Origin of the sequence: Microbulbifer agarilyticus S89 (assembly GCF_000220505.1) — a bacterium.
Lineage (GTDB): Bacteria > Pseudomonadota > Gammaproteobacteria > Pseudomonadales > Cellvibrionaceae > Microbulbifer > Microbulbifer agarilyticus_B.
The window spans coordinates 151,814-169,788 of sequence record NZ_AFPJ01000028.1 but is presented as its reverse complement, the minus strand read 5'-3'; the positions used below and the strand labels follow the sequence as shown (position 1 = coordinate 169,788).

At 58.7% G+C, this 17,975-nt stretch carries 19 protein-coding genes; 10 read left to right on the top strand and 9 right to left on the bottom strand.

Annotated features, from left to right (window positions below; all coding sequences use genetic code 11):
* Positions 1 to 10: 10 nt before the first annotated feature.
* Positions 11 to 733: a ribonuclease PH gene (gene rph, locus AS89_RS0108445; protein WP_010132091.1), complete on the top strand. Its 723-nt coding sequence runs from the start codon at positions 11 to 13 to the stop codon at positions 731 to 733.
* A gap of 125 nt (positions 734 to 858) precedes the next feature.
* Entirely contained in the window at positions 859 to 2,616 is a 1,758-nt protein-coding gene (locus AS89_RS0108440; RefSeq protein ID WP_010132090.1) for a tetratricopeptide repeat protein, read from the top strand.
* 129 nt (positions 2,617 to 2,745) lie between these two features.
* On the opposite strand, the gene AS89_RS0108435 is transcribed toward AS89_RS0108440, so the two are convergent.
* Positions 2,746 to 3,513 carry an exodeoxyribonuclease III gene (locus AS89_RS0108435; protein ID WP_029249898.1) on the bottom strand — a complete coding sequence of 256 codons (768 nt, stop codon included), beginning with the start codon at positions 3,511 to 3,513 and terminating at the stop codon, positions 2,746 to 2,748.
* Positions 3,514 to 3,636: 123 nt separating this feature from the next.
* Here AS89_RS0108435 and pyrE point away from each other — a divergent pair, with 123 nt between their 5' ends.
* Positions 3,637 to 4,293: an orotate phosphoribosyltransferase gene (gene pyrE / locus AS89_RS0108430; protein WP_010132088.1), complete on the top strand. Its 657-nt coding sequence runs from the start codon at positions 3,637 to 3,639 to the stop codon at positions 4,291 to 4,293.
* A gap of 136 nt (positions 4,294 to 4,429) precedes the next feature.
* Positions 4,430 to 5,026 (top strand): hypothetical protein, encoded by a 597-nt coding sequence (locus AS89_RS0108425; RefSeq protein ID WP_010132087.1) that lies wholly within the window; start codon positions 4,430 to 4,432, stop codon positions 5,024 to 5,026.
* A gap of 28 nt (positions 5,027 to 5,054) precedes the next feature.
* Here AS89_RS0108425 and slmA read toward each other — a convergent pair whose 3' ends face one another.
* The 4 genes from slmA to coaBC all read right to left on the bottom strand — a co-directional run bounded on the left by slmA (position 5,055) and on the right by coaBC (position 10,570).
* Positions 5,055 to 5,666 carry a nucleoid occlusion factor SlmA gene (slmA, locus tag AS89_RS0108420; RefSeq protein ID WP_010132085.1) on the bottom strand — a complete coding sequence of 204 codons (612 nt, stop codon included), beginning with the start codon at positions 5,664 to 5,666 and terminating at the stop codon, positions 5,055 to 5,057.
* A 250-nt stretch (positions 5,667 to 5,916) separates the two neighbouring features.
* Positions 5,917 to 6,840: an acetylglutamate kinase gene (argB, locus tag AS89_RS0108415; protein WP_010132084.1), complete on the bottom strand. Its 924-nt coding sequence runs from the start codon at positions 6,838 to 6,840 to the stop codon at positions 5,917 to 5,919.
* Between the two features lie 37 nt (positions 6,841 to 6,877).
* The gene (locus tag AS89_RS18955) at positions 6,878 to 9,220 is read right to left on the bottom strand and encodes a phosphomannomutase/phosphoglucomutase (RefSeq protein WP_010132083.1); all 2,343 of its coding nucleotides are present in this window, start codon (positions 9,218 to 9,220) and stop codon (positions 6,878 to 6,880) included.
* Positions 9,221 to 9,355: 135 nt separating this feature from the next.
* Complete coding sequence (coaBC, locus tag AS89_RS0108405) at positions 9,356 to 10,570, bottom strand: bifunctional phosphopantothenoylcysteine decarboxylase/phosphopantothenate--cysteine ligase CoaBC (protein ID WP_010132082.1); 1,215 nt, start codon at positions 10,568 to 10,570, stop codon at positions 9,356 to 9,358.
* Between the two features lie 142 nt (positions 10,571 to 10,712).
* Here coaBC and radC point away from each other — a divergent pair, with 142 nt between their 5' ends.
* The 4 genes from radC (at position 10,713) to mutM (ending at position 13,250) form a co-directional block, all read left to right on the top strand.
* Positions 10,713 to 11,387, top strand: coding sequence for a RadC family protein (gene radC, locus AS89_RS0108400; protein ID WP_010132081.1), 675 nt, complete (start codon positions 10,713 to 10,715; stop codon positions 11,385 to 11,387).
* A gap of 391 nt (positions 11,388 to 11,778) precedes the next feature.
* Entirely contained in the window at positions 11,779 to 12,015 is a 237-nt protein-coding gene (gene rpmB, locus AS89_RS0108395) for a 50S ribosomal protein L28 (protein WP_010132080.1), read from the top strand.
* Positions 12,016 to 12,047: 32 nt separating this feature from the next.
* Positions 12,048 to 12,203, top strand: a complete 156-nt coding sequence (rpmG, locus tag AS89_RS0108390; protein ID WP_010132079.1) for a 50S ribosomal protein L33 — start codon at positions 12,048 to 12,050, stop codon at positions 12,201 to 12,203.
* A 231-nt stretch (positions 12,204 to 12,434) separates the two neighbouring features.
* On the top strand, positions 12,435 to 13,250 hold the full coding sequence (gene mutM, locus AS89_RS0108385) for a bifunctional DNA-formamidopyrimidine glycosylase/DNA-(apurinic or apyrimidinic site) lyase (protein WP_029249897.1): 816 nt from the start codon (positions 12,435 to 12,437) through the stop codon (positions 13,248 to 13,250).
* Positions 13,251 to 13,262: 12 nt separating this feature from the next.
* Here the strand turns inward: mutM and AS89_RS0108380 are convergent, their stop codons facing one another.
* Together AS89_RS0108380 and AS89_RS0108375 are read right to left on the bottom strand one after the other, a co-directional pair.
* Entirely contained in the window at positions 13,263 to 14,438 is a 1,176-nt protein-coding gene (locus AS89_RS0108380; RefSeq protein ID WP_010132076.1) for a M56 family metallopeptidase, read from the bottom strand.
* Entirely contained in the window at positions 14,431 to 14,805 is a 375-nt protein-coding gene (locus AS89_RS0108375) for a BlaI/MecI/CopY family transcriptional regulator (RefSeq protein WP_010132075.1), read from the bottom strand. Before AS89_RS0108375 ends, AS89_RS0108380 begins: the two co-directional genes overlap by 8 nt.
* 155 nt (positions 14,806 to 14,960) lie before the next feature.
* Here AS89_RS0108375 and AS89_RS18775 point away from each other — a divergent pair, with 155 nt between their 5' ends.
* Positions 14,961 to 15,119: a DUF5993 family protein gene (locus tag AS89_RS18775; protein ID WP_010132074.1), complete on the top strand. Its 159-nt coding sequence runs from the start codon at positions 14,961 to 14,963 to the stop codon at positions 15,117 to 15,119.
* A gap of 74 nt (positions 15,120 to 15,193) precedes the next feature.
* Complete coding sequence (locus AS89_RS0108365; protein ID WP_010132072.1) at positions 15,194 to 15,766, top strand: disulfide bond formation protein B; 573 nt, start codon at positions 15,194 to 15,196, stop codon at positions 15,764 to 15,766.
* Position 15,767: 1 nt separating this feature from the next.
* On the opposite strand, the gene sugE is transcribed toward AS89_RS0108365, so the two are convergent.
* Together sugE and ggt are read right to left on the bottom strand one after the other, a co-directional pair.
* Positions 15,768 to 16,094: a quaternary ammonium compound efflux SMR transporter SugE gene (gene sugE / locus AS89_RS0108360; RefSeq protein WP_010132070.1), complete on the bottom strand. Its 327-nt coding sequence runs from the start codon at positions 16,092 to 16,094 to the stop codon at positions 15,768 to 15,770.
* A gap of 28 nt (positions 16,095 to 16,122) precedes the next feature.
* Positions 16,123 to 17,931, bottom strand: coding sequence for a gamma-glutamyltransferase (ggt, locus tag AS89_RS0108355; RefSeq protein ID WP_010132069.1), 1,809 nt, complete (start codon positions 17,929 to 17,931; stop codon positions 16,123 to 16,125).
* Positions 17,932 to 17,975 lie beyond the last annotated feature (44 nt).

Sequence of the window (17,975 nt, the reverse complement as noted above, 5' to 3'; positions counted from 1 at the left end):
GAGGTGAGATATGCAGCGACCAAGCGGCCGCAAACCAGAACAACTGCGCGATGTGCGCATCACCCGCAACTATACCCGCCACGCGGAGGGTTCTGTGCTGGTGGAGTTCGGCGACACCAAGGTGCTGTGTAACGCCTCTGTGGCGGCAGAAGTGCCGCGCTTTTTGCGCGGTCAGGGCAGTGGCTGGATTACTGCGGAGTACGGCATGCTGCCCCGCTCCACTGGTACCCGTATGGGCCGCGAGGCGGCGCGCGGTAAGCAGGGCGGACGCACCGTAGAAATTCAACGCCTGATCGGCCGTTCCCTGCGCGCGGCGGTGGACCTGGAGGCCCTTGGCGAGCACCAGATTACCCTCGACTGTGACGTTATCCAGGCAGATGGTGGCACGCGTACCGCGTCGATTACCGGTGCCTGCGTGGCGCTGGTGGATGCCATTCGCTATATGCAGCGGGAAAAAATTATCGACACCGATCCGCTGAAAAATATGGTGGCGGCAATTTCCGTGGGTATTTATGAAGGCCAGGCGGTGCTGGACCTGGACTACCCGGAGGACTCCCACGCCGATACCGATATGAATATGGTGATGGCGGAAGACGGTGGCATGATCGAGGTGCAGGGCACCGCCGAGGGTGCGCCGTTTACCGAGCAGCAGTTTGCCGAGATGCTGGCGCTGGGCAAGGCGGGTATCAAGGAGCTGATCGAGCTGCAGAAAAAGGCATTGTCCGACGCGTAACGGCGTACGTCACAGACCGTGCGCGTGTAGTTCAAAATCCGGCAGGCTTTGCAACTTCCTGTGGTGGAGCCATGCCCGGATTGTCATAGGCTTCTCTCAATCCTGTTAAACCAGTGAGAGAGCCCATGGAAAGATCCCATCTCGCTTCAGCCCTTGGTGCTTTGCTGCTCATTGCCGTGCAAGGTTTTACGCACAGCTTTGCCCAGGAAGCCGAGACTCCCACCAGCAGCAGCACCACCACCAGCGCACCTGCGGAAAAGCAGGAGGCGCGCCCCCACCACAAACACTACCGTGAGCCCGCAGGCGGTGATAAGCCTTCGCCCACCGGCAGCATTGCGCCGCGCCTGCAGAATCTGGGTAAACATACCTTCCCGGTAAGCTGCGCCTCCGAGCAGGGGCAGCAGTACATCAATCAGGGCCTGAATCTGGCCTACGCATTTAACCATGCGGAAGCCGGCCGCTCGTTTCGCGAGGCGGCGCGCCTGGATCCGGACTGCGCCATGGCCTACTGGGGCCAGGCACTGGTGCTGGGTCCCAACATTAACGCGCCCATGGACCCGGAAGCAGAACCCAAGGCGCGCGCGCTGGCGCTGAAAGCAAAGTCTTTAAGCAGCGGTGTGGATAAGCGCGAGCGCGCGCTGATCGATGCGCTGGCTACCCGCTACACCGGTGATGCCGCGGACCGCAGCTCAGCGGATAAGAAGTATGCGGAGGCCATGGGCAAGGTCGTCGAGCAGTACCCGGACGACCTGGATATCGCCACCCTGTATGCCGAGTCGATGATGGACCTGCGCCCATGGAATTACTGGATGCGCGATGGGACTCCCTACGAAGGCACCGAAAAAATCGTCGAGTTGCTGGAACAGGTGATGGACAAAAATCCGGAGCACCCCGGCGCCCTGCACTTGTATATCCACCTGATCGAGCCCACCAACAATCCGGAACGCGCGGAACAGGCTGCGGATAAGCTACAGAACCTGGTCCCCGGTGCCGGGCATCTGGTGCATATGCCGGCACACATTTACCAGCGGGTGGGGCGCTACGCAGATGCGGTAAAAGCAAATGAGCGCGCGATCGCCGCGGACGAGGATTACATTACCCAGTGTCGTGCCCAGGGTATCTACCCGATGGCGTATTACCCGCACAACATTCACTTCCTGTGGTTCGCCAATACCGCGCTGGGGCGCAGCGGCGAGGCCATCGGCGCGGCGAACAAAACTGCCGAGCAGATTTCCGATGAAACCCTGGAAGCGATGCCGATGCTGGCGAGCTTCCGCGTGTTGCCCTGCTGGTCACTGGCGCGCTTTGGCAAATGGGATCAGGTGCTGGCGCTGCCGCAACCGCCGGCGGACCCATTCCTCACCCTCGCCTGGCACTATGTGCGCGGGCTCGCGTTTATCGCCAAAGACCAATTGAACAAGGCACAGGAAGAGTTGGCACAGGTGCAGAAACTCGCCGCCGATCCGGCGCTGGACTACCCGATGTTTTCGCCCAATACCGCCAAGCAGGTACTCGCGATTGCGCCGGAGGTGCTCGCTGGGGAACTCGCGGCCGCGCGCAAAGATTACGAGACTGCGGTCAATCACCTGAGCCGGGCCATTCTTCTCGAGGATGGCCTGGTGTATACCGAGCCTGCCGAATGGCACTATCCGCCGCGCCTGGCGCTGGGAGCGGTACTGCTGGAAGCCGGCCGTCCCGCCGAGGCGGAAACGGTCTACTGGCAGGACCTGGATCGGCGCCCAAATAACGGCTGGGCGCTGTTTGGCTTGGCCCAGGCACTGCGTGCACAGGACAAAGGCGAGCAGGCAGAATTGATCGAGGCGCGCTTCAACAAGGCCTGGCGGGATGCGGATGTGAAGCTGCAGGCCTCGCGTATTCGCTGACGCTGCCAGCGAAGAGGACAGGCGGACACAAATAAAAAGGGCGCTGCGAATATTGTTCGCGGCGCCCTATTTATGTGCTTGCTGTGTGCCTGTTAGGTGCCTGGTCGGCAGCGCGGCGCGCGTGAGGCGTCAGACTTCGAGATCATAGTCCATGATCACCGGCAGGTGGCTGGAGAACTTGACGTTTTTGTTGATGGCGCCGTACTCGATCTTGTTCTTCAGGGTTTGCGACACGATCTGCATATCGGTCCGCCAGCCGTCACCCTTGCCCACTTCACCACTGGGCCACCAGGTAAACTCGTCCGCGTCTTTCACCACGCGGCGGAAGGCATCGATATAGCCGATATCGTTGAACAGCTGATCCAGCCAGCGCTGTTCGTGACGCATAAACCCGGGGGTGTCCTGGTGATCCTGCCAGTTTTGCACGTCGGCGCGGCGGTGTGCCATGCCCCAGTTTCCGCAGAAAATAAAGTCGCGGCGTTTCCGGCTAATTTTAGCCAGGTGTGCCTGCATGTCGTCAAAAAACTGTACTTTTGTTTCCAGTGATGCTTCATCAGTCGCCACCGGGGCCAGCAGCGAGCCAACGCTCAAGCGCTCAAAGTCGGCCTGCAAGTAGCGGCCGTACATGTCTACGCCATTGGCGAACCCCATGCCATAAATCAGGGCTTTTGGTTGCGCGCGGGTGTAGATCGCTACCCCGTTCTCATGCGGGGTGCCGGAATCGAAGAAGTAGCTGTAGTAACCGTCCGGATGGAAGATGGGGTGATCCAGTTCCGGCTCCAGTGAGCGTAGATCCTGCAGACAGATAATGTCTGCGTCCTGATCTGCCAGCCAATCATATAGCCCGCGTTGTGCAGCCTGGTGCACTCCATCCACGGACAAACTCACTATTCGCATTATTAGCCCCTTACCAGCGGACTGTGTAAAATTGCAGTCGTTATTTGTCTGAACATTCTATGATTGCCGTACCCCGTTCCTTGGGGACCTTCCTTCACCTTAGCCAATAGTTATCAAATTGCCATGCAGCAGTACCAGCGAGACTTTATACAACTGGCCCTGGAGCACGATGTGCTCTGTTTCGGAGATTTTACGCTGAAATCCGGTCGCCAGAGTCCCTACTTTTTTAATGCCGGCCGTTTCCACAGCGGTGCAGCGCTTGCCGCTTTGGGCAACGCCTACGCGGAGGCGATCATTGCCTCGGGTGTGGAGTTTGATGTCATATTCGGGCCGGCCTACAAGGGCATCCCGCTGGGTGCGGTGACCGCGGTCGCGCTGGCACAGAAAGGTATCGATAAACCCTTCTGTTACAATCGGAAAGAAGCCAAGGCCCACGGCGAGGGCGGCACCTTAGTGGGTGCGCCGCTTAAAGGCAAGGTTTTGATTATTGACGATGTGATTACGGCAGGTACTGCTGTGCGTGAGGTGATGCAGATCATCGATGATCATGGCGCGGCACCCGCCGGTGTCGTGATCGGCCTGAACCGTCAGGAAAAGGCCAGCGATGATTCCGACCAGTCCGCAATCCAGCAGGTTGAACAGGAATACAGCATTCCTGTGATCGGCATTGTAGAACTAGACGATATTATTACCTATCTTAAGTCTGAGGCTGCCGGTGACGAGCTGTTACAGCGCATCATCGACTATCGCCAGAAATATGGCGTGTCCGCTGAGGGTTAGGCACTAAAGATTACGTATTTAACCCTATGGGGCTAAAGACAAGTCGGCAGCAAAACTATTAGGGTTAACAGTGGCGCAGAAGGAAATGCGCAGCTGGTCAAATATTGAACGATTTCAACGATAAAACGAGGCAGGCGTGAAAATCGCAACTGCGCTGGCACTTGCCGGTGCTCTTCTGACAATGGATGTCGGAGCTGCAGACACGGGGTGGGATGGCAAGAAGCTGTACCGCTATACCAACGAACACGGCGTGCAGGTGCTGGACGATGTCGTGCCTCCTCGTTATGTGGCGGGCGGCTATGAGGTCCTCACCGTATCAGGGCGCGTGCTCGAGGTGGTGGAGCCCGAGCTGACCGGGCCGGAGCTGGCGGAGAAGAAGCGCCGCGAGGCGCAGCTGGCCGCTGACCTGGCCCTGCTCAAGCGCTACAACAGCGTCGCGGATATTGAATCAGCGCGCAAACGCAAGCTCGCCATCGTGCAGCAGGACGTGGCAATCCTGCGCTCCAATATCAGCTCACTCAACCGTCAGATTAAAAACGAAGAGTCTGCCGCAGCGCGTATCCAGCGCAATGGCGGTACCGTCTCTGCCGAGCAGATGGAGCGCATCGGCAACCTGCGCAAAGAGGTAGAGGTGGTGAACCAGCGCCTGTCCCTGCGCACCAAAGAGGCGGTTTCCATCAACAGTGAGTTTGATCTGGCCAAAAGCCGCTACCGGGAAATAGCCGGCAAATAAGCCGGCTGCCCGCCCGGGCCTTAGCCCATCACCCCTGCGCAGTCAGCGCACTTTCCCGGAAAAACCCTGCTACCAGTACCGGCCATTGCTCTGTCCAGTGTTCGGTAGGCTTGCGTTTGAAGCCACTGCGCACGTACTGCACGATGCGGCCCTCGGCGCTGGCCAGCAGCAGGTTGGCGGCCGCGGTCAGTGGAATGGCGGGGCGCAGTTGCTCGCGTAATTCCGCCTCGCGCAGAATTTGCTTGAGCTGGGTTTCCAGGCGGTCGAACAGCTGCAGGATGCGTCCGTGCAGGCGCTCGGTTTCCCCGGTAAGCGCATCGCCAGTAAGCAGGCGGGTGATACCCGGATTGCGTTCACAAAAGGCCAGCAGCAGGTGCAGGATTTTCTGGCAGCGGGCGAGCGCGTTGGGCTCGTCCTGCATAATGATCTTGATGCGGCTGAAGATAGTCTCTTCGATAAACTCGATGAGGCCTTCGAACATTTTGGATTTGCTGGGGAAGTGGCGATACAGCGCCGCCTCGGAGAACCCCACCTCTTTGGCCAGTGCCGCCGTGGTAATGCGGGCACCGGGGCTGGCTTCCAGCATATGCGCCAGCGCTTGCAGGATTTGCTGGCGCCGATTGATTTTTTCGCTGCTCATGAACTGCCTTTGCCCGGAGTATTCAGCCGGGATCTGATTTTGTTGTTGTGCCGATATTGTGTTGTTTGCCTGGCTTGGCAGCGTGTTGGGGTGTCAGAAGCCCGCGACTTTTTAAGAAAAGTTTTATTCGCTGGAAGCCAGTAGGCCGGCGCCAGAATCGTAACGATTCGGCGCCAAGGCATCAATTGTTAGTGACCGTTAACACTGGTTATGTGAACCGGATCACGCCAGTGGTTGCGCAATTTTTCGCCTATGCGACGCTTAAATCGGCGTTGGTGATCAGGGTGCCAACGCCGGTGTCGGTGAAGATCTCCAGCAGCACCGCATGAGGTACGCGCCCATCGATAATGTGCGCGGAGGTCACGCCCGCCTTCACCGCATCCAGTGCACAGGCAATTTTCGGCAGCATGCCGCCATAGATGGTGCCATCGGCAATCAGCCCGTCCACTTCCAGGGTGGAAAGGCCGGTAAGCACCTCGCCCTGCTTGTCCTGCAGTCCCGCCACATTGGTGAGCAGCATCAGTTTTTCCGCTTTCAGGTATTCGGCGATCTTGCCTGCAACCAGGTCGGCATTGATGTTGTAGGACTCGCCACCCTTGCCCACACCAATCGGCGCAATCACCGGGATAAAGTCACTGTTGATCAGCATATCGATCACATCGGTGTCGACACTCTCCACCTCACCTACGTGGCCGATGTCGATGATTTCGGAAGCGTGTAGGCCGGCAGCGTCTTCCGTGGTGCCGCTGTCGCGGGTCAGTTTTTTCGCGCGGATCAATAAGCCATCCTTGCCGGTAACGCCCACCGCGCGGCCACCGTTTTTATTGATCAGGTTTACGATCTGTTTGTTCACCGTACCGCCCAGCACCATTTCCACCACATCCATGGTTTCACTGTCGGTAACGCGCATACCATCGACAAAGCGCGATTCGATGCTGAGCTTGTTGAGCAGGTCGCCGATCTGCGGACCACCACCGTGCACCACCACCGGGTTCATGCCCACCAGTTTCATCAGGATCACGTCGCGGGCGAAGCTGTTCTGCAGCTCTTCGTCTACCATGGCGTTGCCACCAAACTTGACCACCACGGTCTTGCCAATAAAGCGCTGAATATAGGGCAGCGCCTCATTGAGAACCTGGGCGACGCGCAGGGCAGATTTCTGATCCAGAGACATAGCGTTTTCCTTACTGCTGTGGGGAACCCGCTGGTACTTAAGGCAGTACCAGGGCGGGATCAATTTTTTGAAGTTGCTGTGCGACCTGCTCGCGAATGCGCGCGAGCGCGGCTTCGTCGTCGGCTTCGAAGCGCAGGGTTAGTGCCGCGGTCGTATTGGAGGCGCGCACCAGTCCCCAGCCATCCGCAAACTCAATGCGCAGGCCGTCGATGGTATTCAGGTCCGCCTGGCCAAAGGTGGCTTCGTTGCGCAGGCGTTCGATCAGCGCAAACTTGTCGGCCTCCGCCACCGGCAGCAATATTTCCGGGGTATTGACCATCTGTGGCAGTGAATCGATCAGGTCGTCGAGGCTCTGCTCGCGCAGGGCCATGATCTCCAGAATACGCGCGGCGGCATAAATGCCGTCATCAAAACCGTACCAGCGGTCCTTGATAAAGATATGCCCCGACAGCTCGCCTCCAAGCAGTGCCTCGGTTTCTAGCATCTTAGTCTTCATCGGTGCGTGGCCGGTTTTCCACATTACCGGGCGGCCACCATACTGGGTGACCAGGTCGGCCAGCGCGCGCGAACTCTTCACGTCGAATACGATATCCGAGCCCGGGTTGCGCGCGAGCACATCGCGCGCCAGCAGCATCACCAATTGGTCTGCCCATACGATACGGCCAGTTGAAGTCACCAGGGTGACACGGTCGCCATCGCCATCGAGTGCGATGCCCACGTCGGCGCCCTCGCCTTTTACCGTGGTAATCAGGTCCTGCAGATTTTCCGGGCGCGATGGGTCCGGGGCGTGGTTGGGGAAGTTGCCATCCACCTCGCAATACAGGGTATCGACGGCGCAGCCCAGCTGTTCAAACAGTTCGGGAGCCAGTTCGGAGGTGGCACCATTGCCCGCATCAATCACGACGTGTGGCTGGCCGGCGAGCGCGACATCATTAAAGATTTCGTCGATATAGGTCTCGCGGATATCCTGCTGGCTGTTGCTGGCTTCACCGGTGGCGAATTGGCCGGAGACCATCAGTACGCGCAAATCCTGCAGCTTGGCGTCCGCCAAGGGGCGGCCATTCATCACAATCTTGAAGCCATTGAACTCTGCGGGATTGTGGCTCGCGGTGACCATCACGCCGCTGTTGGCGTTCTTGCCCTTGGCGCAGGCAAAATACAGCACCGGGGAAGGCACCAGGCCGAGGTCTACTGCATTACAGCCACTTTCTAGAATCCCTTCGATCAGGCAGTCCCTCAGCAGCTCACTGCTGTTACGGCCATCGCGGCCCACCAGCAAGAGCTTCTGTCCGGCCTGCAGGGCAATGGTGCCCAGTGCGCGGCCCAGCTGGTACGCAAACGGCTCGTTAATTTCTTCGCCGGCAATCCCGCGGATATCGTAGGCGCGGAACACGTGCGCCGGAATTTCTGTGCTCGGCGTGCGCATCAGGTCGCGCGCAGAAGCTTCTTCGACCGTGGGTGCGCTCGGCGCAGGCCCTTGGGCCATTACCGTGGTGGCGCTGGCTTTTGCCGGCTTGGGTGCGTCGAGATCCTCTTTGCGCAGGCCTTTTTGTGAGGGGCCCTTTTTCTTGCTGCGTCCACCCTGCTCCCAGGGCGCGGCACCGCCGTCGGCAGGGAGCATTTTCCACAATCCAAACAGGCTTGCGGCAAAACCAAACGCGGCCAGGGCAAATGCCCACACCGGGGAAATACTGTTTGCTGCGGCAAAACTAAGCGAAGGGGTTAGCGAGACCTTTAGGTAGCTGCCGGCAACCGGGGCCGATACCGACTCTCCCCCGCTGGGTTGTGCCGGGGAGCTCCACAGTGGGCTCGCGGGTCCGTCGGGGAACTGCTGAGCCACGCGAATATTGCCGGATGAGGTATCCAGTTCCGCGAGTGCACGCTCAAATACACCGAATGGCTGAGCGATCAGTAGCGCGCCCCCCTGCTCTGGTTGTGCGCTAAACAGTTGCCACTGGTTGTCGTTGCCACGCAGAAACTCGGGTTTTTGCTGGCCATCCTGCTGGCTGCGCTTGAGCAGATCTACCTGGGCGAAATTCAGCGGAGGATTGCCGGCACCTGCATACAGCTCGGCAGCGGTGAAGTACTGCACCGCCCCCTGCGGAATTGCGCTGGTGCCGATTCGCGTAGAAGACTTTTGCTCTGGATTCAGCTTGGTCAACTGCTGCTGACGCTGGCTGAAAAACCCCTGCAGCTGTTCGGCATAGCCTTTTGCTTTTAGTTGCGCTGCCTCACGCACGCTTGCTGCGTTGTGCGCCTGCAACACGTTGGTGTTCAGCAGGTGCGCGCCGCCAAACCAGACGACGGCCGCGAGCAACGCAGGCAAAGTCAGCCCGCTGTGCCACAGAGGTTTGTTTTCTGTTTGTGCTTTTACCGCCACGACTTTTCAGTCTCCTAGTCTTTCCAGACCAGCCCCCAGACCGGTTCAGTTATTCTGAATCTTGTTTGGCCGCGCCTGCTAACTATGTGGTACGGCCGTGTGTTGCTGTGTAGTTATTCTTTTATGTAATTCTTTTTATGCGTCCGCAAATGCACGCGCGGCAATGTGCTTTATCAGCTCTGCTGCCAATTCAGTTTTGAGTGCGGCCGGCAGCGGTGTCTCGCCGGCGTTGTCGATGATGACTACCTGATTGCGGTCGCTATTGAATCCGCCTTCAGGATCACTCACATCGTTTGCCACGATCATGTCGAGATTCTTTCGCGCGAGCTTGCCTCGGGCATGCTCAATGACCTTCTCGGTTTCTGCGGCAAAGCCCACCACAAACGGGCGCTTATCCTTGCGTGCGGCGATAGTGGCGACGATATCCGGGTTTTTCACCAGGCTCAGTACGTCGCTGTCATTGCCATCTTCTTTTTTGATCTTCTGTTCCGCCACAATCGCCGGGCGGAAGTCCACCACCGCGGCGGCGGCAATAAACAGGTCGCTGTCATCCGCCGCTTGCTCGGCAGCGGCGAGCATGTCGTCGGTGCTCACCACGTCCACACGGGTCACGCCCGCGGGGGTTGCCAGCCGCACCGGGCCGGCGATCAGAGTTACCTCGGCGCCGGCGCGCGCCGCGGCTGCAGCAATGGCGAACCCCATTTTCCCGGAGCTGTGATTGCTCAGGTAGCGTACCGGGTCCAGTGCTTCGCGCGTGGGCCCGGCGGTGATGGTTACCTTCTTGCCAGCGAGTGTTTGCGCGGGCGCAAGGAAATTCACTAACCCGTCAACAATATCCAGTGGCTCCAGCATGCGTCCGGGGCCCACATCGCCACAGGCCTGGCTGCCGGCATCCGGGCCCAGCAGGGTGACGCCGCGGCTTTGCAGGAGTTCGGCGTTGGCCAGGGTGGCGGGGTGGCGCCACATGGCCTGGTTCATGGCTGGTGCCAGTACCACGGGTGCTTCGGTTGCCAGACACAGGGTGGTCAGCAGGTCGTCGGCCATGCCGGCTGCGAGCCGCGCCATAACACTGGCGCTGGCCGGCGCAATCAAAATGACCTCTGCCCACTTGGCCAGCTCAATGTGCCCCATGGCCGCTTCGGCGGCCGGATCCAACAGGTGCGTGTGCACCGGGTTGCCCGACAGCGCCTGAAACGTCAGCGGGCGCACAAATTCCTGTGCACCGGCAGTCATCACCACGCGCACGGTGGCTCCGCGGTCCTGAAGCCTGCGTACCAGGTCGGCGCTTTTATAGGCGGCGATGCCGCCGGAGACGCCAAGGAGTATCCGTTTGTCGGCCAGTGAGGGCATATTCTGGGTTTCCGAAACGCTGGGAACACGTAAGATTACCATTTTAGTGCCGTGGACCATATGGTCACGAGGTCGCTATCGCGGGCTCGCAGGGGAAGCGAGCATTTACTTATTGTTTTGGGCGTTGACCCAGGGAGGGGAAATGGCGATTACCGACTGGCCGGCGGCGGAGCGGCCGCGGGAGAAATTACTGGCCAGGGGTGCGGCGGCGCTGTCGGATGCGGAGCTGCTGGCGATCTTTCTGCGCACCGGTTTGCCGGGGGTGTCGGCGGTGGATCTTGCGCGGCAGCTGCTGAACGACTTCGGCGGGCTGCGGCCGTTACTGGAGGCGGAGCGTAAGGCCTTCTGCGCGGGCAAGGGCCTGGGTGATGCGAAGTTTGTGCAGTTGCAGGCGGTGCTGGAGATGGGAAGGCGTCATCTGGCGGAGGATCTGCGGCGTACGGATGCGCTCACCAGTCCACAGGCGGTGCGTGACTATCTATCCGCGCAATTGCGCCATCGCACCCGCGAGGTGTTCTGCTGCCTTTTTCTGGATAGTCAGCATCGGGTGATTGCCTTCGATGAGCTGTTTGAGGGAACCCTGAACGCCGCCAGCGTCTATCCGCGCGAGGTGGTGCAGGCAGCGCTGGCCAGGGGCGCCGCTGCGGTAATTCTTGCCCACAATCACCCGTCTGGCGTAAGTGAGCCCAGTCAGGCGGACATCCATATTACCGGGCGGCTTAAGGACGCCCTGGCGTTGGTGGATATCCGGGTGTTGGACCATCTGATTGTTGGTGAAGGAGCCGGGTGTTCTTTTGCGGAGCGTGGATTGCTCTGAGGCCTACTGAGCTTGGTATCGAATATCCGTGGCGGCCGGATACTGGGTGCGGCTTTTCAGGACCGCTGTGAATACGTCCCTGTACGCTTCGTCGGCAACATCCCTGTTGCCGACGATCCTGAAAAGCCGCACCCAATACCCGGCCTGCTCGCCAGGCCGATATACTCACTCCAACACAGAGAAGCTGGTATTGGCGCCATTGACCCAAAGTGGCTGCCCGGACAGCAAAAAAGCTGGTTAAAACTTGCCCCACCTAGGGGGTTCTGGTATAAAACGCCGCTCTTTGCGGCCGGGCCAGATTCTGTACAGATCCCGCGGTCCGCTGGATAACGAATTTTGCACTTGCCCCGCCTTGCGCTGAGGGCACGAGAGTTTTTAAGAGGCCAATCAGATGTCCAAGGTATGTCAGGTAACCGGTAAGCGCCCGGTAACCGGAAACAACGTTTCTCACGCCAAAAACCGCACCAAGCGTCGCTTCGTGCCGAACCTGCAGTCCCACCGTTTCTGGGTGGAAGCAGAGAAGCGCTTCGTTAAACTGCGTGTTTCTACCAAAGGTATGCGCATTATCGATAAGAAAGGTATCGATACTGTACTGGCAGAGCTGCGCAAGCGCGGCGAAAAAGTTTAATAGCTGCTTAATAGCAGATTGGAGATAGAGCAATGCGTGACAAGATTCGCCTGAATTCCAGCGCCGGCACCGGCCACTTCTACACCACTGACAAGAACAAGCGCACCATGCCTGAGAAAATGGAGATCAAAAAATACGATCCCGTTGCTCGTAAGCATGTGATGTACAAGGAAGGCAAAATCAAGTAATTGATTGCCTGACTGTTCGCGAAAAAGCCCGGTTCTCCGGGCTTTTTTGTGCCTGTTCAAAGTGACAATGTAAAAATTGCAGGTCGCGGGGCTGGTCTTCAGTTGCGACCGTCTGCGGCCAGGGCGGCCGCAGCCAAGCCCCTAGGGATGGGTTCATGGCGTGTCCCGTAACTGATGGCCAGCCTCGTGACCGCCACGAAACCCAACGAGTGGCTGCCCGGAAACCCGAAGATGCCAGAACTCCCAGAAGTAGAAACCACCAAACGCGGTTTGGCGCCCCACCTGGAGGGTCGCAAGGTAAAGCAGTGCGAAATTCGCCAGCACAGCCTGCGCTGGCCGGTGGATGCCGACTTTGCCGAGAAAATCCGCGGCGCGCGTATTCAGCGTCTGGATCGTCGCGCCAAGTACCTGCTGGTGGAGACCGACAAGGGGCTCGCCATCTGGCACCTGGGTATGTCCGGAAGCCTGCGTATTGTGGAAGGCGGTGAGCCACCGCAAAAGCACGACCATATCGACTGGTTGCTCGACAGCGGTCAGCGATTGCGCTTCCACGACCCGCGTCGCTTCGGTGCCCTGCTGTGGACCACCGACGACATTGCCGGCCACGAGCTAATCGCCCATCTGGGGCCCGAACCCCTCAGCGACGACTTTCACGCGGACTATCTGTTCAACGCCTCTCGCGGTCGCAAGGCGCCGGTAAAGACATTTATCATGGACGGTCGCATCGTCGTTGGCGTGGGCAACATCTACGCCTCCGAAGCCCTGTTCATGGCCGGCATCCGCCCGCAAACCCCGGCCGGCAAAATCTCCCGCGCCCGCTACGAACGTTTGGTGGCAGCGATCAAGGAGGTGCTGGCCTTCGCCATCCAGCAGGGTGGGACCACGCTCAGGGACTTCGTCGGTGGTGACGGCAAGCCGGGCTATTTCGCCCAGCAGCTGAATGTCTACGGCCGCACCGGGGAGCCCTGTCGGCGCTGCCCAGGTACCATTCGCGAGCAGATCATCGGCCAGCGCAACACCTTCTTCTGCCCGCGCTGTCAGCGCTGACTGCTGAAAGCCCTACTCGTCATCGTCAATGCGATATCGGGTGAGCGTGCGTACGTTGCGCTGCAGCTTTCCACTAGGCTTGTAGCGCCACTGCTCCAGCATGGTAATGGTGGCTGTATTAAATGCCTCGCTATATTCTTCCGGCGCGGTATTGCTTACTACCCGAATGTTGATGGGGCGTCCTGCATCAGCGTTAACTTCAAACTCCAGGATGACATCCGCCTCTACCTTTGCCTCGATTGCGGCAGCCGGGTACTCAGGCTGAACGGTTGTGGTAGCACGACCAGGACCGCTGCCTGTTTCTACTGAGTCGCTTGCGGCCATCACACTGAGTGCGCCACTGATACACAGCACTGCGCACAGTAGTATCCGCTGTAGCCCGCGGTGAATTGGCCCAGCTGATTTGATACTTTGCATCCGTTTTTTCATCATTTCCTTCTCTCCATAGTGAGTACACAGTTGCGTCTTGGGGGTGTTTTGCAGTGCATGCGTTGATGCAAGCAGCAGTGTTTTCGCGTAAGCGATAGAGTCGCTGCGAGGACGTCGTGCCAGCACGGCTTCATCGCATGAGACCTCTTGGATCAAGCGGAAGCGACGGTAGCCCCACCAGATAAGCGGGTTAAACCAAAACACGGTAAGCAAGCCGAGGGCGATGACATTCCAAAGATTGTCGAACCGTCTTGCGTGCACGCCTTCGTGCGCGACGATCCAGGCAAGCTGCCGTTTGTTGAAGGTGCGCTGGTACTGCTTGGGTAACAGGATGACCGGTGCAAGAACCCCCTTGAGGCATGGGCCGTCCACGGCATCTGTGATGAAAACCCGCATCCCGTGTAGTTCCCGCTGAACACCCTCAAGTTTCGCGAGCGACCACCATTGCTTGAGCAGGAGAGCAAGTCCCAATGCGACCCCCGTGCTCCATAGCCACAGCAGTGGAGCAGCGTTGCTGGCTTGCAGTGCGGCCGCGGAATCAGACGCGGTTGCAGCGAAGTATGTAAACGCCTCGGGTATATCAATACTTGAGCTGGAAATCTGAATGGCGAGGGCAGCAAAAAACGTCACCGGTAACAGTGCGTATAGCTGATACAGCAGCCGATAACCTGTCCAACGCACCGCGCTTTTTTCGGCGCACCACATAACGATCAAGAAAAACATTGCCAGCCAGTGCAAAAGCGATAGGTGATCAGTCATTTTCCCGCTCCCACTGGTCAATAAACGCTTTGAGCTCTTCGATATCGCGTTGTTGCAGTTTGCGCGAATTAGCGAAGCCGGCTACCAGTGCGCCAATGTTCCCGTTGAACATGCGTTCGACCAGGCCGGTACTTTTCTTCTGGACGTACTCCGAGCGGGTCAGGCGTGGGGTATACAGATAGCTGCGCCCATCGCGCTGAAAATCTAGAGCACCTTTTTTCACCAAGCGCCCTAATAAGGTTTTCACGGTTTTTTCGTGCCAAGAGCCCTGCGCATTCAGGCGCTGTACCACCTCCTTCGCGCTCACTGGCGCTCCATTCCAGATGGCTTCCAACACTTCAAACTCTTTGTCGCTGATTTCACTCATTGCTCGACCGATTACAAATGTAATTTCTTGTAGATTACACCTGTAATCGATTCAGGCAAGAGAATTGCGCGCCAATTAGCGTGCAAGCATCATTGTTGGATTTGTATCGTCGTCACCCTAATGTTGAGCCCGATGTTCCAATCAGGGTCAAATCCATGATTATTGTGTTGCCCTTTTTTACGGTGCTCATCTCCGCCTGGTTTGCCTGGCGCGGGCGGCGGGCGACGGCGATGGGGTGGTGGGCTGTTACTGCCGTCATCTATGTCGCCTGGTGTTTCTACCATATGACCACCCCCCTGAAGATTTCCCTTTGAGTCTCCTGTTGCCCCCATCGGGATGAAACCTGCATCGGCTATTTAGGCCCGCTCATACTTATGAGAGGTAAGCTGTGATTCACCAACTTTTCGGCCTGCGCCGCTGGACCGACTGCCTTAATGCCCTCGCTCTGGTCGGGGTGAGTGGCGTGCTCTGGTTCGCGTTCCTCTGGCAAATTATTTTCCACGACCTGCCCTGCCCCCTGTGTCTGCTGCAGCGGGTGGCATTTACCATGGTGGGGGTCGGTCTGATGCTAAATGTGTGCTTCGGCAGCCGCCCGGCGCATTACGGCATAGCGATACTATCGGCGCTCGCCGGCATGGTTTCTTCCGCGCGTCAGGTGCTGTTGCATATCGCTCCCGGTGACGCTGGCTACGGCATGCCGTTTCTGGGGTTGCACTTTTATACCTGGGCGCTGATCGCGTTCTTTTTGCTGGCCCTGTATCTCGGTGGCTTATTACTGCTGGATGGGATGAAGCAGACGGACGCGGCTGATACTCCGCGCAGCCCCGGCTGGTTGGGTAACCTCGGGATATACAGTTTTCTGGTGATCCTGCTGGTTATGTTCGTTGCGACGCTGCTGGAATGCGGCCTGGGCCCCTGCCCGGATGACCCGACCGACTATCTGTGGATCCCGGGCAAATAACTCAGGCCGGTGAAACCAGCTTGAGCCCGGCAATACCCGCAACGATCAGGCCGATACATAGCAGACGCGGCAAAGCGGTGGATTCGGCAAACAGAATGATGCCAAGGATGGCGGTACCCACCGCGCCAATACCGGTCCATACGGCGTATCCGGTACCCACCGGAATTGTCTTCAATGCCTGCGACAGAAAATAAAAGCTCGCGATCATCGCAATCACGGTGAGCACGCTGGGTATGGGCTTGCTGAAGCCCTGGGTGTACTTGAGGCCGATAGCCCAGCCCACTTCCAACAGGCCAGCAATCATCAATAAGGACCACGGATTTGTCATTGTTACTCCCCTGTCGCGTGGCTGACGATCATTGCCCGACCGCACTGCCCTCGCGACGAGTATCGGCGCCGCCATGGAGCTTGCCATGCTTGAGTGCAATACCGTGGATGCCGCTGTTCAATTCTCTGCGCACAACCTTGTGACCCATTGCCTCGAGCTTTTGTAGTTCGTCATCACTCAGTGCATCCGGCTCCACTTCCACGCGATAACCTATCGCCCCGATATTGCCGGCGGCGATGGCCTCGGCAATGGGCATGCCCTTGCTCAGGTGATAGAGAATCGAGCGTGCGGTGTAATTGATAATGCGCGAACCACCGGGCGAACCGATGATCAGACGCAGGCTGCCGTCACGATTGAAAACGATGGTGGGCGACATGGAAGAGCGCGGACGCTTGCCGGCCTGAATACGATTGGCCACCAATTCTTTATTGGCATTGTGCGGCACAAAGGAGAAGTCGGTCAGTTGGTTGTTCAGCAAGAACCCTCTCACCAGCAAGCGCGAGCCGAAGCCCGTCTCGATACTGGAGGTCATACTCACTGCATTGCCGTACTGATCGACGATAGACAGGTGGCTGGTGTTGGGCATCTCCGGTGACTGTGCTTCCAGGCGTTTTTTCGGGAAGGTGTTTGGAACACCGGAGCGCGCAGGCATCGCTTTTTCCAGGTTGATCAACTTGGCACGCTGCGCAAGATACTGCGGTGCCACCAGTGCGTCAGTGGGCACCTCCACAAAATCGCTGTCGGCGGCGTAGGTGTTGCGGTCGGCGAATGCCAGCTCTGACGCTTCGATAAACAGATGAGTAAGCTCCGCGCTGCCCACATCAAACTGCTGCACCGGTGTGTGCTGCAGCATGCCCAGGATGGCGCCCACCGTGGTCCCGCCGGAGGACGGCGCCGAGGCACCACATACCTTATATTCGTAAAACTCAGCGCACACGGGCGTGCGCACCTTCGCGGTATAGCTGGCCATATCAGCGAGTGTCATCACGCCCGGGTTTTCCGGGTCGTTGCGCACTGCATCGACAATCGCCCGGGCAATGTCGCCCTCATAAAACGGCTTGCTGCCCTGTTCGGCGAGCTCCTTGAGAGTGGCCGCATATTCGGGGTTTTTCAGGATATGGCCCACCGGCAATGGCTTGCCATCTTCAGCAAACAGGTAGGCAGTGATGGCTGGGCGCGCGGCCACCATCGGCAGGCGCTCCGCCAGCTTGTACAGGCGTGGGGAAATCGCGAAACCATTTTCTGCCAGTGCAATCGCCGGTTGGAACAGCTCCGCCCAGGGCAGTTTGCCGTCGCGTTTGTGCGCGAGCTCCATCATGCGCATGACACCGGGCACACCCACGGAATAACCGCCGATCACTGCCTTGATAAAGCTCATGGGTTTGCCGTCGTGCATGAAATAGTTTTCATCCACGGCTTGCGGCGCAGTTTCGCGACCGTCATAACCACTCAGCTGCTTGTCATCGGCGCGGTAGCTCAGCATAAAGGCGCCACCGCCAATACCGGAGGACTGCGGTTCCACCAGCCCCAGTACCAGCTGCGCGGTGATCGCCGCGTCCACCGCGGTACCGCCCTTGGCGAGGATCTGCTCCGCCGCTGCGGAGGCGTGAGGATTGGCGGTGACCGCCATAAAGTCGCTGGCGACAGCGGATTTGATCTCGGTGCGCCCGGTGGCGATTTCGGGCTGCACTTCTTGATTTGCGTCTGCAAGTGCTTGCGGTTGCGCCAACTGTTGGGCGCTCGCTGGCATGGCAACAAGGTGCAGAGACAGCGCGGCGCTGGTAGCCAGCAGCCGGGGCGTGGAAAGGATGTTGGAGCGTGAGAAAAAACGATTCACTGGGCGACCCGAAAAAATGTGGATCGCCCGAGTGTATCAGACTG